Origin of the sequence: Pseudarthrobacter sp. NIBRBAC000502771 (assembly GCF_006517215.1) — a bacterium.
GTDB classification, from domain to species: Bacteria; Actinomycetota; Actinomycetes; order Actinomycetales; family Micrococcaceae; genus Arthrobacter; species Arthrobacter niigatensis.
This window is the reverse complement of the sequence record NZ_CP041187.1, coordinates 2,940,976-2,956,869: the sequence shown is the minus strand read 5'-3', so window position 1 is coordinate 2,956,869 and position 15,894 is coordinate 2,940,976. Positions and strand designations below refer to the sequence as shown.

Below are 15,894 nucleotides of genomic sequence, written 5' to 3'. Positions count from 1 at the left end.
CGAGCGTTGCCTTACTTCGCCGTTTCCAGCAGGCCGGCGCGCACCGTCTGCGTGGCCTTGACCAGGTTCCGCAAGGACTCTTCAGTCTCGGCGTAGCCGCGGGTCTTCAGCCCGCAGTCAGGGTTGACCCAGAGCTGGCGGGACGGGACATGCCGGACGGCGGTGCTGAGCAGCTCCGTGACTTCCTGCTCGCCGGGAACGCGCGGGGAGTGGATGTCGTAGACGCCCGGGCCAACCCCGCGGCCAAAGCCGTGGGCCTCGAGGTCGTGGACCACCTCCATGCGGGAACGGGCGGCCTCGATGGAGGTCACGTCGGCGTCCAGGCCGTCGATCGCGTCGATGATCACGCCGAACTCGGAGTAGCAGAGGTGGGTGTGGATCTGGGTGGAATCGGCGGCACCGGCCGTGGCCAGGCGGAATGAGCCGACGGACCACTTCAGGTAGTCGGCCTGGTCGGCCTTGCGCAGCGGCAGCAGTTCGCGCAGGGCCGGCTCGTCCACCTGAATGACCTTGATGCCGGCGGCTTCGAGGTCGGCAATCTCGTCCCGCAGCGCCAGTCCCACCTGGTTGGCGGTTTCGCCCAGCGGCTGGTCGTCGCGGACGAAGGACCAGGCCAGGATGGTGACCGGGCCGGTGAGCATGCCCTTCATCGGCTTGCTGGTCAGGGACTGCGCGTACTCCGCCCACTTGACGGTTATGGGGGCACTGCGGGTGACATCTCCCCAGAGGATGGAGGGCCGGGTGCAGCGTGAACCGTAGGACTGGACCCAGCCGTGGACGGTGACGTCGAAGCCTTCCAGGTTTTCGGCGAAGTACTGCACCATGTCGTTGCGCTCGGGCTCACCGTGCACCAGGACGTCGTAGCCCAGCTCTTCCTGCAGGTCCACCACGCGCTTGATCTCGTCCTTCATGAGCTGCTCGTACTGTTCATCACTCAGCTCGCCCTTGGTGTTGCGCGCGCGGGCGGAGCGGATCTCTGACGTCTGCGGGAAGGAGCCGATGGTGGTGGTGGGCAGCGGCGGCAGGTGCAGCGCCTCCTCCTGGGCCGCTTCGCGCACCGCGTAGTCGGACCGGGTGAAGTCCGCAGCGGTCAGGGCTTCGGTGCGGGCCCGGACATCCGCGCGGTGGACGCCTTCTGCGGTGGCACGCGAGGCGATCACGGCGGTTGCCTGGTCGATGGCGGCTTTGGCGGAGGCGGGGTCTGCCAGGTAGGAGGCCAGGGTGGTGACCTCCGCGGCTTTCTGGTCCGCGAACGCAAGCCAGCTGCGGAGTTGCGCGGGCAGCCGGGTCTCCTCGTCAACGTCATGCGGGACGTGCTGGGTTGAGGTAGACGTGGAGACTGCCACCTTGCCTGCGGCGGCCCTCAGCCCATCGAGTTTCGCGGCAGAGGCGGCGAGGTCGTTGCGCCAGATGTTGTGGCCGTCCACGACGCCGGCAACCAGGGTCTTGTTGCCCAGGCCCGCCAGTGCTGCGGCGGAGGGAACAGCGCCCTTGAAGACGTCGATGTGCAAGGCGTCGATGTTAGTGGCGGCAAGCGTCCCCAGCTGGCCGCCGAGGGACCCGTAGGGGGTGGAGACGAGGATCTGCGGGCGGTTGGCCGCCGCGGTGAGGACGTCGTAGGCGCCGGCAACCGCTGCTTCGACCTCTGCAGCGGGGGTGTCCTGGTCGACCACCAGTGCGGGTTCGTCGAGCTGCACCCAGCCGGCGCCGGCGGCGGCCAGCTTTTCGAGCAGCTGGACGTACACCGGCAGGATGTCCTCGAGGCGGGACAGCGGCGCGAAGCCGGCCGGGGCGTCGTCGGAGGCCTTGGACAGGAGCAGGTAGGTAACCGGGCCGACGATGTACGGGCGGGTTTCGATGCCGTTGGCCAGTGCGAAGGCGAACTCGTCGACCTTGGCGGTGGAGGCCAGGGTGAATTCGGTTTCGGGGCCGATCTCAGGGACCAGGTAGTGGTAGTTGGTGTCGAACCACTTGGTCATTTCCAGCGGCTGCTGGTCCTTGGTGCCGCGGGCCAGGGTGAAGTAGCCGTCGATGTCCAGCTGCCCGGCGGCGTTGAGGAGCCTGCCGAAGCGTGCGGGTACGGCACCCAGGTGGGCGCTGGTATCCAGGACCTGGTCGTAGTAGGAGAACGTGCCGGGGACGGCTGCGGCCTCGGTCAGTCCCAGGTCATGGAGGCGCCTGGCGGTGGACAGCTGGATGTCCTTGGCGGCCGCGTCCAGTGCGGCGGCGTCGATTCGGCCGGCCCAGTAGGCTTCGACGGCCTTCTTGAGTTCGCGGCGGCGGCCGATCCTCGGGTAGCCGAGGAGTGAGGCGGACGGGAAGGGCGTGTTGTTTTCAGGCATGGCAAAGGTCCTCAGGTCGGAGGTAGGTCAAGAAGGGCGTGGGTCAGCGCGGTGAAGCGTGGAGGGTGCCGGGCCGGCGTTCAGCTGGCCAGCTGGGTCCGGGCAGCGGCGGCGCGGGCGTGGCTGCTGCGGTTATGCCGCGGCAGGGCCAGCTTGTCCAGGACTTCCAGCGCGCTTTGGTGCTCGTTGAAGGTGTAGAGGTGGAGTCCGGGGGCTCCGGCGTCGAGGGCGGCATTGGCCAGGTCGACGGTGGCGTCGACGCCGATGTGGAGCCGTTCAATGTCGTTATCGGCAGCCGCGAGGCGATCCATCAGCCTGGGTGCCGGTTCCACTCCCGCCAACTCCCCCAGCCGCTTGAGGCGGCGGAGGCTGGTGAACGGCATGACGCCGGGAATGATGGGAATGGTCACGCCGGCACGGCGGGCCCGGGTGAGCAGGTCCTCGTACTGCGAGGCTTCGAAGAACACCTGGGTAATGGCGAAATCGGCGCCGGAACGCTGCTTGGCGAGCAGCACTTCGACGTCGTGGTCTTCGCTGGGTGACTCCGGGTGGCGGGTGGGGTAGGCCGCCACGCCAACAGCGATCTTCCCGGCACAGAGCAGGGCCGAACGGCGCTGCTCCACCCGGCGGATGAGGTCGATGAGGTCCTGGGCGTACCGCAGGGACCCGGCCGCCGGCGGGGCGCCGTCCTGGGGGAGGTCGCCGCGCAGGGCGAGGATGCCACGCACCCCGATGTCCAGCAGGTCGCCGATGATCGCAGCGAGTTCCTGGGGGGTGTTGCCCACGCAGGTCAGGTGGGCCAATGGCCGCAGCGTAGTTTCGACCAGGAGCCGGTTGATGAGCTCGAGGGCGGTGTCCCGGTTCGATCCGCTGGCGCCGTAGGTGACGGAGACGTAGTCGGGCTCAGTCGTCTCCAACTCGCGGATTGTGGTCCACAGGGTCTCGGCCGCCGCGGGCGAACGCGGCGGGAACAACTCATAGGAGAGAGCCACCGGGGCGGTCTCGGATAACTGGGGATGTGCGTCAATAAGGCTTGGTGGTGACATTTGCGTCCTTGGCTTTTGGGCCATTGGGGCTGCCTGCCCCAAGGGGCGGACAACCGGCAATGAATTTGAGTTTGGGAACACGGAGGGACTCCACGAGGACGCAGCCGCGACTGTTACGCCTGGAATGAAGTAGTCCGTGAGCAAATGTCAGGCCCACATGGGGGCACCCACACCCTCCGGAGCGGAGGATCGCTGACACGTTACCGCGGTAACTTGTCTAAGACTCTAGGGGGCCCGGCGGGCCGGGGACAAGTTGGTACCGAATTAAGACGCAGTTTTACGGGTTGTTTCTTGCGGCAACAGAATAATGTTCGTCCGTGGGCGCCCTACCACGGTCGCTCCGGGGCGGTGGCGTCCCCGCCGTCCAAGTATTCTTCCCGTTCGCGCCCGCTGTTCCGCTCCCGTTCCGCTTGCCGGGCACTGTCCTGCAATTGGTCCAGCTGATCCTGCCGGTTGTCACCGGACGGGTCCGGGGTCGGCTCCCCCGCCGGCGCAGGTTGCTGCGCCGCTTTTTGTCCGGCGGCCCCCAGTTTGTCTTCCAGCCGGCCTTCAGCGTCCGACAAGCGGCCGCCCGCTCCACCCTCTGCTTCGTTGGACCGGCAGCTTTGCGGCGCCTGCCCGGCAACGTCCAGCGCCTGCGTGAACAGTTGAACGGCCGACGCCGGGTCCCCGGCCTGAAGGCGCTGGTCACCCAGACGTTCAATCACCAGGACGAGGTTCACGCGCACCGGGCATTCGTCGCCGGATCCGTCCGGGACCATCGCCAGCGACTGTTCGAACAAGGTCCGGGCACTCTGGTGGTCACCCGACAGCACGGCAGCATCTCCGGCGGCGAACGGCGCCTTGTGCGGCTCCACCAGGTTGGCTATTCCAAGGCCGCCGGCCGCACTGCCCACCGCGGACGTGTTTCCGGCCTCGAAACCGGTGGCGGCCTGACGGGCGAGGAGGCCCAGGCTGAGGAGCTTGGCGGCGACACACAGCGCCAGGAGCACCGGCAGGGCGGACCACAGCAGCAGGCGGCGCCTGCGGATGTTGGCCGTCATGGTTTGCCCCCATTGCGGGACGCGGGACGGAGCCCCTGGAGTTGACGGATGATGCCCACCGCTTCGGGCAGGGCCAGCAGGAAGGCGCCGATGGAGAAGGCCCAGTAAAGCTCGCTGGCAGCTCCCAACGATCCGTCCTGGTCCGTTCGTTCGGCCCTGCCGGGGTGGGCCCGTTCCATCATGGCTGCCACAGGATCGCCGGCAGAGCGGTGGAGGTAGGGCACGCCCAGCTGGGAAGCGACGGTCCGCAGCCGCCCTTCGTCGATGACGGACAGCGCGTCCCCGGAGCTGCCGGGCCGGGTGTCCTGCACGTAGTTCGCCGGGGCACCGCTGCCGCCGCCGTCGGAAGCCTGGCCGGTGTTCGCTTTCATCCGGCCGCCGCCGGAGGTGCCGTACCCCAGCACCGCTCCCCCGGCCACCAGCCCGCCGTCGACCTTCATGGCCTCCGGCTCCTTGCCGCGGGTCTGTTCACCGTCCCCCAGGTAGTACACCAGCCGGGGCCGGTCCGGCCGGCTGTCCCGGGCAGCGGCCAGCCGTTCGGAAAGGACCTGCCTGGCCGCGGTGATGCTGCTGCCCCTGGCGTAGGCGGTCACCTGGGGTTCCATGACGTCCGTAATGGTTTCCAGCGCCAGGGTGTCGGTGCTGAGCGGCATCCGGACATGCGCCGTGGTGTCGAAGGTGATGACGGAGAAGCGGGCTCCCGGCAACTGTTCGGCGATGGCCATGATGTCCCTGCGGACGCCGTCCAGCCGCGGGGACCTGTTGCCGTAGTCCTCGGCCACCATGCTGGTGGTGGTGTCCACCACGAAGAACACGTCCAGGTCGGCGGTGGCGGCCTGCACCGAACCGCCGGGCATGGCGGGCCGGAGGGCTGCCACCAGGACCAGCAGGACAATCCCGCCCCGCCGCACCGCCACGCGGCTGCGCAGCGCTGTCCGCTGCAGGTGCCACAGGACCGCGGACAGTACGAGCCCGGACAGCAGCGCAACGCCCAGCGGCAGGCCCGGCACTTCCGAAAACACTGCCCGCGGTGCTCCCTGGATCGCCGCCCTTTCGGTCTGCTCCACGGCGGTGACAATTTCCGGCACAGCATCGGGACTGCCAAGGGAGTAGTACGAACCGCCGGTAGACAAAGCAGCAGCGCGCAGCCGGGCACCGGGTTGGTCGGAATCGCCGCCGTAGTCCAGATCGCCCGGATTAAGAGCGTAGACATGCACCGACCGCTCCTTCGCCAGCAGGGCAGCCTGCTCCAAGGTCAGGATCGGCTTGCCCGAAAGGAAGTTGTCCGTGGCCAGCACCACAGACCGCGAACGCGTGGGCATACTGCCGCCGCCTGCCGCGTTCCCGTCCTCACCGGAGGGTCCGCCGGTGGCTCCCGGGAAGCTGTTGAGGCAGGAGGCCAGGCCATCCCCGATAAGCGAGGATCCCCTGCTGCTCCAGGTGCCGTCCAGGAATCCGGAGCTGCCTGGTTTGCCGTCAAAGGCGTCCTTGGCAGCCTGCAGCTGCTCCTGGGCGTAGGCATAGTCATCGGTCAGCGGAAACACCTGGATGGCGCTGCTGTCGAAGATGGTCAGGCCGATCCGCTCGCCGCGGAAGCTCTTCGCCAGGCCGGCGAAGACCTCCACGACCGCAGCGTCGGCACCGCTCATGGAGCCGGAGGCGTCCAGGCAGAGCATGACGTCGCGGTTGTGCTGCTCAGGGCGGATGGTGGTCACGTCCGCCGGCCGCGCTGCCGCAACGGCCGTGGCGGCCAGCAGCACCGCGCAGGCGGTCGCGGCAGCGGCCAGCCAGCGGCGGTGCCGCCGGAGGGCTGCCTGGTATTCCGGGAGGACGGTGAGCCTGTCGGCGTGCGCCACGGGCCGGCGCCGTACGTTGGAGCCCCCGCGCCCGCGCAGCGCAACCCAGGCCGCCGCACCGGCGGCCACAGCGGCGAGCGGCAGCAGCCACCAGAAGATCAGTTCCATGCTCGCACCGCCTCGGAAGCTTTTGCTGCCGAGGCAGCCACGGAGGGCAGCGGTCCGGGGCCGAATTCGGCGGGATAAAGGGCCTCGATGACGTGTGCCGCAGCCGGGAGCGGGTGCCGGGCCAGGTCCTGGTGCGTCATCCTGGTGGCGTCGACTCCCGTTGCGTCCCGCACGAACCCGCGCAGCAGGAGGCTGACCTGCTGGTGCGCTGCGCGTGCGTCAAGGTTTCCCGCCGCCGCCTCCTGTTCCACATCGCGGATCCGCTGCAGGTACGCCGCTTTCAGCCCGGGCAGGTCCGTCAGGGCGGACCGGGAGTGGGCCCGGCCGGCCGTGGAGCGCGCAGGAGGACGCGTGGTGGCAAACACGAAGACGTACCACCCTGCCACCAGGGCCAGGACTGCCGCGCCGCACCACATCCAGGCCGTGCTGTACTGCAGCGGGCCGTAGAACCCCGGGTCAGCCTGCACGCCGGTGCCTCTCCAGGAGGGCGAACAAGCCGGCGATGACATCCCCGCTGCCGGCCACCTCACCTTCGGTGATTCCGGCCGATTGCAGCATGGCTTTGCGGGCCGCGTCACGTTCCTTAGCGGCTGCGGCGTAGGCGGCCGCTACCACGGAGGACGTGGCCGGCTGCCAGGCCAGGAGGGAGGAATCGGCCACGCTGTAGGAGTCGCCGCTCCGCTGTAACCTTGCGTCGGCCAGGGGTGGAGGAACCAGTTCCGCATCCCTGACCGTCAGCCACAGGATCTCATGCTGGGCGCGCAGCCTGCGCAGGAGGCGTCCGGTGGCATCGTCTGCAGCCAGTTCATCCGCGACGACGAACAGCAGGTGCCGTCCGCTGATGTTCCGCGCGATGTAGTCGAGCTGGTCCCGGATGCTGCTGCCAGGCGCGTCGAGGCCAGTGTGTGAGTCCACGTGCCGGAGCAGCCGTTCGAGATGCGCCTCTCCGCCCTTCGCCGGGAAGGACCGGGTTGCGGCCGAGTCACCGCACACCATTCCCACCACGTCGCCGTGCCGGAGGGCCAGGTAGCCCAGGACGCCGAGGGACAGCACGGCGATGTCCTTCTTCGCTTCCCCGGACCGCGCCTCCGCCGCCATGTTGCGTCCGGTATCGGTGACCAGGAGGACTGTCTGCCTGCGGACGGCCACGTAACGCCGGATCAAGGGCGAGCCGTGGCGCGCCGACGCTTTCCAGTCAATGTCGCGGACCTCGTCACCGGGGACGTAGGCGCGCAGGTCGTCGAAGTCCAGGCTGCGGCCCCTGAACACGGAACCGTATTCGCCGTCGAGCATGCCGCGGGCTTTGCGGTGCGCGAAGATGGCAATCTTCGATTTCACGCGCTTAAGGAGGGTGGCCATGCGGGGTCAGGGAGTCTGGACGGCGGCGACGATGGCGTCGATCACCGATTCCACGGGAACCTGCTCGGCCACCGCGTCAAAGTTCAGGATGAGCCGGTGCCGGAGCACCCGGTGGGCCAGCGACCTGACGTCCTCGGGGATAACGTGGTCCCGGCCGTTCAGCAGGGCCACCGCCCGGGCTGCCTGGCTGAAGGCAATGCTGGCCCGGGGGCTGGCGCCAAACTCGATGAACCCGGCAAGTTTCGCATCAATGTACGCGGACGCGTTCCGGGTCACGTACACCAACCCCACGATGTAGTTGATCACCGCCGGATCGATGTAGATGCGGGCAGCCAGTTGCTGGATCCCGGTGACGGCGTCCAGGGAGGCGGCAGCGGCGGGCTTCCGCTCCGGGGTGTAGACGCCGGCGTCGATCCTGCGGATGATCTCGGCCTCTTCGGCCGGGCTGGGGTAATCCAGGACGTCCTTGAGCATGAACCGGTCCATCTGCGCTTCTGGCAGCTGGTAGGTACCCTCCTGCTCGATGGGGTTCTGGGTGGCCAGGACAAGGAATGGCGAGGGCAGCCGGTAGTCCTGCCCGCCGATGGACGTCTGGCGTTCCTGCATCGCCTCGAGCATTGCGCTCTGGGTTTTGGCGCTGGAGCGGTTGATCTCGTCCAGCAGCACAATGTTGGCGTGGACCGGTCCGAGCTGGGTATGGAAGCTTCCCTTGGCGGCGTCGTAGATCTGGGTTCCCACGATGTCGCTGGGCAACAGATCCGGGGTGCACTGGATCCGGCGGAATTCACCGCTGACGGCGTCGGCAAGGGCCTGCGCGGCGGTGGTCTTCGCCAGCCCCGGGACGCTCTCCAGCAGGATGTGTCCACCGGTCAGCAGGCCCACCAGCAGCGATTCCCGCAGCCGGGACTGCCCCACCACCTTGGCATCGAAACTTCGCGAAATGTTGGCGGCCACCTGCTGCGCCCTGGCCAGCTCCGCAGGTTGGATTCGTGCGGGCACGCTGGTCGAAAGCACTGGATTCCCCCTGATGACGGTGTTGGGCGGACGGTCCGGGCCGGCCGCGTCCCGTCCGTCATCCTATCCAAGCCGGACAGCCCCGGTCCGGCAATGGGCACCCCTCCCCATGCGGGTCCGGCAGGTCTATCCTTTTGCCATGATTGAGCTCCCAGCCAGTTACAAGGAATATCTCGCCGACAAGAGCCAGGTGGTCATCGACACCGTCAGGCCCGTCCTGATGCAGTCCGCTGCCGATAAACTCCACGGTGTCCGCGTGGTGGACACCCACCATGGCCACCAGGCCCATCTGGATGACACCCTGCCGTTCGGTGTGGTGCTTGAGGACATCGATTAGCCCCTTACAGCTCCCGACAGGGCCAGTGAGTTGCCGGACCCGCGCGCCACGATGGCGTAGAGGGCCAGGACCGGAATCGAATAGAGGATCGAGAATGCGGCCAGTTGGCCGTAGGCAACTGCCCCGTGCTGGCCGAAGAAGCTGAAGATCGATACTGCTGCCGGCTGCCTGCCCTCGGAGAGCAGCAGCACGAACGGGACGAAGAAGTTCCCCCAGGCCTGGATGAAGGCGAAGATGAATACCACGCCCAGCCCCGGGCCCATGAGCGGCAGCACGATTGCACGCAGGCCCGCCAGCCGGGAGGCACCGTCCACCCAGGCCGCCTCCTCCAGCGCCAGGGGCACGGCATCCATGAAGTTCCTGGTCATCCAGATGGCCATGGGCAGGCTGGTGGCTGCCAGGAACAGCACCGTGGCCGGGAGGGAATCCAGCAGCCGGAACTGCACGAACAGGCCATAGACGGGCACCATGATGGCCGTGACGGGCAGGCAGGTTCCGAAGAGGATGCCGGACATGAACGGGGTGGTGAAGCGGGAGCGGTAGCGGGACAGCGGGTAGGCGGCGGGAACGGCGGCGGCCAGCGTCACGATCCCCGTCCCGGCGGACAGCAGCAGGCTGTTCCACAGCGGCCGGAACAGCAGTTCCGGAGTGAGGACGGCGGCGAAATTGTCCAGGGCCGGCCGTTGCGGGACCTTGACCGCATGTCCCGCGGCAGGATCCAGCGAGCCGAGGACCAGCCAGAGCAGCGGCAGCAGGAAGCACCCCCCAATCAGCAGCAGGACCACATCCGCCAGGGTGCTGCGCCTGCCTTTTCGCCCGGCGGTCACGGCTTCTGCTCCTTCAGCAAACGAAGGTATGCTCCCCCGAATACTCCGCCGATGAGGATCAGGACCGTAGCGACGGCGGTGCCATAGCCGATGTCTCCGAACTTGAAGGCCTCCTGGTAGGCCAGCACGGGCAGCGTGGTGCTGCCGTTGGCAGGACCGCCGGCGGTCATGACCCAGATCAGGGTGAAGACGGCCAGGGTCTGCAGCGTGACCAGCATCAGGTTGGTGGCTATGCTGCCCCGGATCACCGGAAGGGTAATGGACACCAGCCGCTGCCAGGCGCCGGCACCGTCCATCTGTGCAGCTTCGGTCAGCTCGCCGGGGACTCCGGCAAGCGCGGACCGGTAGACCAGCATGGAGAAGGCGGTCCCGCGCCACACGTTCGCCAGGATCACGGCCGCCATGGGAACCGCGTAGAGCCAGTCTGTCTCCGCCAGTCCCAGCCCGCCGAGCAGCTGGTTGAGTGTCCCGTCGCGGCTGAAGAAGGCGTAGGCTGCGAACGCCGCCACGATCTCCGGCAGGACCCAGGCGGCGACGACGGCGGTGCCGACAGTTGCGGAGACCACCGGCCGTGCACGCCGCATCAGGACCGCGAGGGCGAGCCCCAGCACATTTTGGCCCAGGATCGCCGAACCGGCGACGAAGAGGACGGTTAAGGCCAACGACAGCGGAAAGGTTTGGTCCTGCAGCAGCCGCTGGTAGTTGTCCAGGCCCACCCAGTCGGGGTTCCTGGCGTGGCGCCCGGTGAGTGCGGCGTTGGTCAGGGAGGCGTGGAAGGCCCACAGCACCGGACCGGCGAGGAACACAAGCAGAAGCACGACGGCGGGCAGCACCGGCAGGTACCGGACCACGTGCCGGGTGCGGTGGCTGGCGGGCACCGCTTACTTCCGGATGGTTTTGTCGCCGCCCACAATGCCGGCCACGGCCGCGTCGTAATCGGCTGCCGCCTGTTCCGGGGTCCTGTTACCGGTGATAACGGCTTCGGTGGCCTCCTGCACGGCAGCGGAGATCCGCGGATAGTCGGACGTCGCGGGGCGGTACCGGGTGACTGCGACCAGGCTGGACACGTCCTTCACGAACGGGTTGGCAGATTGGTAGCCGGGGTCGGCAGCGACGTCGGTGCGGACGGCGATCTGCGAGCTGTCCACCGTGAACCTGAGGGAGTTCTTTGCGTCCAGGGCGGTGGTTAGGAATTTGAACGCGAGGTCGGGCTGCTTGGTTTCCGCGCCCACGGCCAACGTCCATCCTCCGGACATGCTCACTGCGCCGGGCGGGCCCCCTGCCTGGGTGGGGAACGGGGCCACTCCCATGTCCTGCCCGTACTCCGGCCAGGCGTAGCTGCCGCCGTCCTGCCAGAACGACGGCGCGTAGGAGCCTTCCACGGTTGCGCCAAGTTTTGCCTTCGGGAACCATTCGCCGAACACCTTTTTCCAGACGTTCGGATCCAGCGCCTCGGCCGGAGGCACTGCGAGCTTTTCCCCATAGAGGGTTTTGAGGAAGGCCAGCGAATCCTTGAAGCCGGCCGAGCCAACGACCCACTTCTTCGAATCCTGGTCATAAAGGGCCGCCCCGGTGCCGTACAGGAGCTCGTAGAAACCCTGCATCACGCTTCCTTCACCGGTGCCCTTGCCGGCATACATGTTGAAGGGAATCACATCCGGCTGGGAGGCCTTGATCTTCCTGGCGGTGTCCAGGATCTCCTGCCAGCTTGACGGGCGCCACGGCAGGCCAATGCCGGCAGCCTCAAAAACCTTCTTGTTGTACCAGATGGCACGCGTGTCGGTGCCCAGCGGGACCGCGTACGTGCCGCCGTCGTCCGCTTTGCCTGCTTCCTTGGCGCCGGCATCGAACTTGCTCCAGTCCCCCCACCCGGACAGGCGGCTGTCCAGGTTCAGGAGGTAGCCGGCGTCCACGTCGGAGCGGACCTTGAACGTGTCCTCGTAGAAGACGTCCGGGGCGGTGGAGGGCGACCGCAGCGCCAGCGCCAGCTTGGTGCCGTAATCGTCGTCATTGGCCTGGATGGGCTGCAGCTCAATTGCCACACCCTGGTTGGCGGCCTCGAACTCCTTCTTCGCCTCCTGGAACATGGTGTCCAGTGCCGTGAACGAGTCTGTTTTCTGGTACGCCACCTTGATGGTCCGGTTTCCGCCGGCAGGATCGGCGGGGGTGCAGGCCGCGAGGACCAGGACTGCGGCGGCCGCCAGCGATGCGGCTTTGGATGCCCGGCGGAACACGGCCCCGTCAGCTTTCCAGCAGGAGCCGCTGGGCGCGCGGCGCGAGCGTATGTTCCAGGACCAGCGAGGCGGCGCCGATGGCGCCCACGTCCTCCCCCACCCCTGTACCCACGACTTCGATGGGGTGGATCAGGCGTGCGGCGCTGTTGGCGTCCAGCAGCGGCGGGACCAGTTCGAGGTAGCGCTGCGACAGGCAGGTCCAGAACGGGCCACCGAAGACCACCCGTTCAACATCCAGTGTGTTGGTGACCACCGAGACCGCCCGGGCAACCAGGACGGCGGACTTGTCCAGGATGGCGGCGGCGCCCTCGTCGCCGGCGTAGGCACGGGCGCACAGCTCGGAAAAGCTCTGCTGGATTTCGGCGGCACTCCCGGCCTGGGCCCCCTCCAGGACTCCCGCTGCCACAGCTTCCGCCACCAGGACCTGCGGTATGCAGGATGACTTCACGCAGCCGCGCTGGCCGCAATCGCAGGGCGGTCCGTCCGGGTCCACGATGATGTGGCCGATCTCGCCGGCGTTGCCGGATGTGCCGCGGACCACCTCATCGTTCAGGACGATCCCGCAGCCGATGCCGGTCCCCATGTACATGAACACGAAACTGCCGGCGCCGCTGGGGCCGCCCGCCCATGTTTCCGCCACGGCGGCGCTGGTGACGTCCTTGTCCACCAGCACGGAATAGCCGGTGGCCTTGGCCAGCGCGTTCCGCAGTTCCACCCTGTCCCATCCGGGAAGCAGTGGCGGGTCAACCACGGTGCCGTGGTCCAGGTCGATGGGACCTGGAGCGGCCACTCCGAGTCCTGCGATGCGGGCATGGTCCACGCCGGAATCCTCCACGAGCTGGGCCAGCTCCGCGGCGATGGTGGCGATCACGGCGGCGGGATCGTTTCCGCCCGGGGTCTTGATCCGGGAGTGCCGCACCACGGCTCCCACGAGGTCAAGCACCACGAATGTGGTCACGGCCGGGTCCAGGTGGACACCGAGGGCGTACATGCCGCCGGGGTTCAGGCGCAGGATGGTGCGGGGCTTGCCGGGGCCGCTGCCCTCCTTGCCGGCTTCGACGATCAGGTTCTGGTCCAGCAGGCGGCGGGATATGTTCGAGATGGTCTGCGGCGACAGGCCAACGATCTGGGCGAGTTCCACCCGGCTCAGTCCCCCGGAGGTCCTGCGGATTGCGTCGAGGATGACCGTGAGGTTGAAGTCCCCCATCCTGGGCAAGTTGGTTCCGCGCCTCGGAGAGGATTGGCGGATCTCAGACACGGTGTCCCCTAAACGTCTTCGGCTACCTGGCGGTGGTGATGCTTTGAATCGTACGTTAAGCGTCCGCCACCGCCCACATGTCCTGCCAGCGGCGCGGCGGATGTCGTGGCCGGTGAGGGGAAGGAAGGGGTCAGCGGGACCTGCGGGTGCTGCGGGTGACGGTGAACTTCGGGTTACGGCCCTCCACCGCGGTGGGCCCGACGGACCGCTCCAGGGCGGGCAGGTAGTCCAGGTGCCGGTTGTACACCGTCCACAGCTCGCCCCCCGGAGCCAGGACCCGTCCCGCGGCTTCGATCATCTTCAGCCCGGCGCCGGCGTGCACCCCGGCACCAACATGGAACGGCGGGTTCAGGAGTACGGCGTCCACCGAGCCGTCCGCGAAGGTGCTGAGCGCATCGTCCTGCAGCACCGTGATCCGGTTCCCAAGACCATTCAGGCGGGCGGTGGCCAGGGCGGACTGGACGGCCGCCGCGGACTGGTCGGTTGCCGTCACCGCGGCCTCCGGGAACTGCCTGGCATACATTGCGGCGAGGATACCGGTGCCGCATCCGAGGTCGACGGCGTGGCGTGCCGGCTTCATGGCGGGCAGGAACGTCAGCAGGAAGCGCGTGCCGATGTCCAGCCTGGCGCCGGCGAAGACAGCGCCGTGCGCGGCGACGTCCAGGTCCAGTTCCGCAAGGTGTTCAACCACCGGAAAACGCGGGGATGCGGCGGCGGTTTTGGGACCGGCCGCTAGGAGGATCCGCGATTTTTGCCGCGCCAGCTGCGGCTGCACGGACACGAAATACCGTTCAAGGACGGCGTTCATGCCCAGTGACATGTGCTTCACCCGCCCACCTGCGAGCAGCCGGACATCCGGTGCGGCGTACCTGGCAACGGCGGCAGCGATCTCCTCAAGCTCGGCAAGGGTCTTGGGGAGTTGCAGCAGGACGGTGTCCGCTCCGGCCAGCAGTTCGGGCCCCAGGGGCAGCTGCATGAAACTGGACCCGGCGCTGTCCGCCGGAAGCCCGGCAGCCTCCCGCCTCGCTGACAGTTCGGCCGCGTTCAGCCGCAGGGCCCGCTCCCCGGTGACCAGGTCCTGGTGCACGCGAAGCGACGCCGGGGCCAGGGTCTCGGCGGTGCCGAGAGTGAGTGCTCCGTAGCGGTCTCCAATAACCGCCACGCCACCGCCCGCCCGTCCCAGGGCGACAGCTGTTTCAAGCAAGAGCCGGTCGGTGGCATCCCAGGCCTGCAGGTTGGGGGCTTCCACATCAGGCCGCCGTCGCAGCCCGTCGAAGATGTCCGCCAGGGTGTTTGCTGCCACCGGTGTGCTGCCGCCTTCTGTCGCCTCTGCCGGCCCCGGGACCCGGGGCATCACCCCCACGTTACCGGTTCCGCCGCCGTCACCGTCGCCATCGCCGGCAGCTTCAGGATCGCTGCCACTGCTGCCCGCCCGGCACGGTTGGCGCCGATGGTGGACGACGACGGGCCGTACCCGACCAGGTGGACGCGCGGCTCGGCCGCCACCTGCGTTCCGTCCATGGCGATCCCGCCGCCCGGTCCCCGCAGGTGGAGCGGCGCCAGGTGTTCCAGTTCCGCCCTGAACCCTGTGGCCCACAGGATGACGTCGGCCTTGAGCAGGGTGCCGTCGGCGCGGCGGACCCCCTCGGGTTCAATGGCGGTAAACATGGGCTGCCGGTCCAGCGCGCCCCGTTCCTTCGCTGCACGAAGGGCGGGCGTCCAGATCAGGCCCGTCACCGATACGACGCTTTGCGGTGGGAGCCCCTTGCGGACGCGCTCCTCCACGAGTGCCACGGCGTCATGGCCCGCCCTGGCATCAAACGCTTCGTCGCGCCACACCGGCTCCCGGCGCGTGAACCAGCTGGTGGAAGTGACGCGGGAAATCTCCTCCAGCAGCCCCACGGCAGAAATCCCGCCGCCCACCACGATCACGTGCCGGCCGCGGAACTCATCCGCGGACACGTAGTCGGCCACATGCAGTTGCCTGCCGCGGAACGAGGAACGGCCGGGATAGATGGGCCAGAACGGGCGGGTCCACGTGCCCGTGGCGTTGATGAGTGCCTTGGCGCGCCAGTCGCCGTCGGACGTTTCGATCCGCAGCCGGCCGGCCGGATTGCTGTCCTCGCGCCGCACCGCCCGCACCTTCACCGGCCGGTGGACGGCAAGCCCGAGCTCCGCCTCATAGCCGGCGAAATAGCGGGTCAGGAATTCCGAGCTTGGTTCCGCGGGGTCCACCTCCGGCTTGGCGATCCCGGGAAGGTCGCTGATCCCGTTGACGGTGGCCATGCGCAGGCTCTTCCAGCGGTGCCGCCACGCGCCGCCGGGACCTTCCTCGGCGTCGAGCACGGCGAAGCTGAGCCCGCGGCGCTGGAGATGGTACGCCGCCGACAGGCCTGCCTGGCCGGCCCCGATGACCACCACATCGGTTGGGTCAGGAATCACTCACCCATGATAGTCGCGGAGGGCTGCC

At 68.2% G+C, this 15,894-nt stretch carries 14 protein-coding genes; 1 reads left to right on the top strand and 13 read right to left on the bottom strand.

The annotated features are described in order from the left end of the window. Nucleotides 1–11: 11 nt before the first annotated feature. The 7 genes from metE to NIBR502771_RS13800 form a co-directional block, all read right to left on the bottom strand. The gene (metE, locus tag NIBR502771_RS13830) at nucleotides 12–2,342 is read right to left on the bottom strand and encodes a 5-methyltetrahydropteroyltriglutamate--homocysteine S-methyltransferase (RefSeq protein ID WP_141160248.1); all 2,331 of its coding nucleotides are present in this window, start codon (nucleotides 2,340–2,342) and stop codon (nucleotides 12–14) included. Nucleotides 2,343–2,422: 80 nt separating this feature from the next. Next, nucleotides 2,423–3,388, bottom strand: coding sequence for a methylenetetrahydrofolate reductase (locus tag NIBR502771_RS13825; RefSeq protein WP_141160247.1), 966 nt, complete (start codon nucleotides 3,386–3,388; stop codon nucleotides 2,423–2,425). A 326-nt stretch (nucleotides 3,389–3,714) separates the two neighbouring features. Next, nucleotides 3,715–4,431: a hypothetical protein gene (locus tag NIBR502771_RS13820; RefSeq protein ID WP_141160246.1), complete on the bottom strand. Its 717-nt coding sequence runs from the start codon at nucleotides 4,429–4,431 to the stop codon at nucleotides 3,715–3,717. After that, on the bottom strand, nucleotides 4,428–6,395 hold the full coding sequence (locus NIBR502771_RS13815; RefSeq protein ID WP_141160245.1) for a VWA domain-containing protein: 1,968 nt from the start codon (nucleotides 6,393–6,395) through the stop codon (nucleotides 4,428–4,430). Before NIBR502771_RS13815 ends, NIBR502771_RS13820 begins: the two co-directional genes overlap by 4 nt. Beyond that, nucleotides 6,386–6,862: a hypothetical protein gene (locus tag NIBR502771_RS13810; RefSeq protein WP_141160244.1), complete on the bottom strand. Its 477-nt coding sequence runs from the start codon at nucleotides 6,860–6,862 to the stop codon at nucleotides 6,386–6,388. Before NIBR502771_RS13810 ends, NIBR502771_RS13815 begins: the two co-directional genes overlap by 10 nt. Then, nucleotides 6,852–7,754, bottom strand: coding sequence for a DUF58 domain-containing protein (locus NIBR502771_RS13805; protein ID WP_141160243.1), 903 nt, complete (start codon nucleotides 7,752–7,754; stop codon nucleotides 6,852–6,854). Before NIBR502771_RS13805 ends, NIBR502771_RS13810 begins: the two co-directional genes overlap by 11 nt. A 6-nt stretch (nucleotides 7,755–7,760) precedes the next feature. Further along, on the bottom strand, nucleotides 7,761–8,768 hold the full coding sequence (locus tag NIBR502771_RS13800) for a MoxR family ATPase (protein ID WP_141160242.1): 1,008 nt from the start codon (nucleotides 8,766–8,768) through the stop codon (nucleotides 7,761–7,763). Between the two features lie 109 nt (nucleotides 8,769–8,877). Here NIBR502771_RS13800 and NIBR502771_RS13795 point away from each other — a divergent pair, with 109 nt between their 5' ends. Next, nucleotides 8,878–9,105, top strand: coding sequence for a hypothetical protein (locus NIBR502771_RS13795; RefSeq protein WP_141160241.1), 228 nt, complete (start codon nucleotides 8,878–8,880; stop codon nucleotides 9,103–9,105). On the opposite strand, the gene NIBR502771_RS13790 is transcribed toward NIBR502771_RS13795, so the two are convergent. From NIBR502771_RS13790 to NIBR502771_RS13765, 6 genes are all read right to left on the bottom strand, one after another. Then, entirely contained in the window at nucleotides 9,102–9,932 is an 831-nt protein-coding gene (locus tag NIBR502771_RS13790; protein WP_246839669.1) for a carbohydrate ABC transporter permease, read from the bottom strand. The genes NIBR502771_RS13795 and NIBR502771_RS13790 overlap by 4 nt on opposite strands. Beyond that, nucleotides 9,929–10,810 (bottom strand): carbohydrate ABC transporter permease, encoded by an 882-nt coding sequence (locus NIBR502771_RS13785; RefSeq protein ID WP_141160240.1) that lies wholly within the window; start codon nucleotides 10,808–10,810, stop codon nucleotides 9,929–9,931. Before NIBR502771_RS13785 ends, NIBR502771_RS13790 begins: the two co-directional genes overlap by 4 nt. 3 nt (nucleotides 10,811–10,813) lie before the next feature. Next, nucleotides 10,814–12,166, bottom strand: coding sequence for an extracellular solute-binding protein (locus NIBR502771_RS13780; RefSeq protein ID WP_141160239.1), 1,353 nt, complete (start codon nucleotides 12,164–12,166; stop codon nucleotides 10,814–10,816). A 7-nt stretch (nucleotides 12,167–12,173) separates the two neighbouring features. Then, on the bottom strand, nucleotides 12,174–13,373 hold the full coding sequence (locus tag NIBR502771_RS13775) for an ROK family transcriptional regulator (RefSeq protein ID WP_141160238.1): 1,200 nt from the start codon (nucleotides 13,371–13,373) through the stop codon (nucleotides 12,174–12,176). A gap of 181 nt (nucleotides 13,374–13,554) precedes the next feature. After that, nucleotides 13,555–14,727 (bottom strand): class I SAM-dependent methyltransferase, encoded by a 1,173-nt coding sequence (locus NIBR502771_RS13770; protein ID WP_246839668.1) that lies wholly within the window; start codon nucleotides 14,725–14,727, stop codon nucleotides 13,555–13,557. 50 nt (nucleotides 14,728–14,777) lie between these two features. Continuing rightward, the gene (locus NIBR502771_RS13765; RefSeq protein ID WP_141160236.1) at nucleotides 14,778–15,866 is read right to left on the bottom strand and encodes an FAD-dependent oxidoreductase; all 1,089 of its coding nucleotides are present in this window, start codon (nucleotides 15,864–15,866) and stop codon (nucleotides 14,778–14,780) included. Nucleotides 15,867–15,894 lie beyond the last annotated feature (28 nt).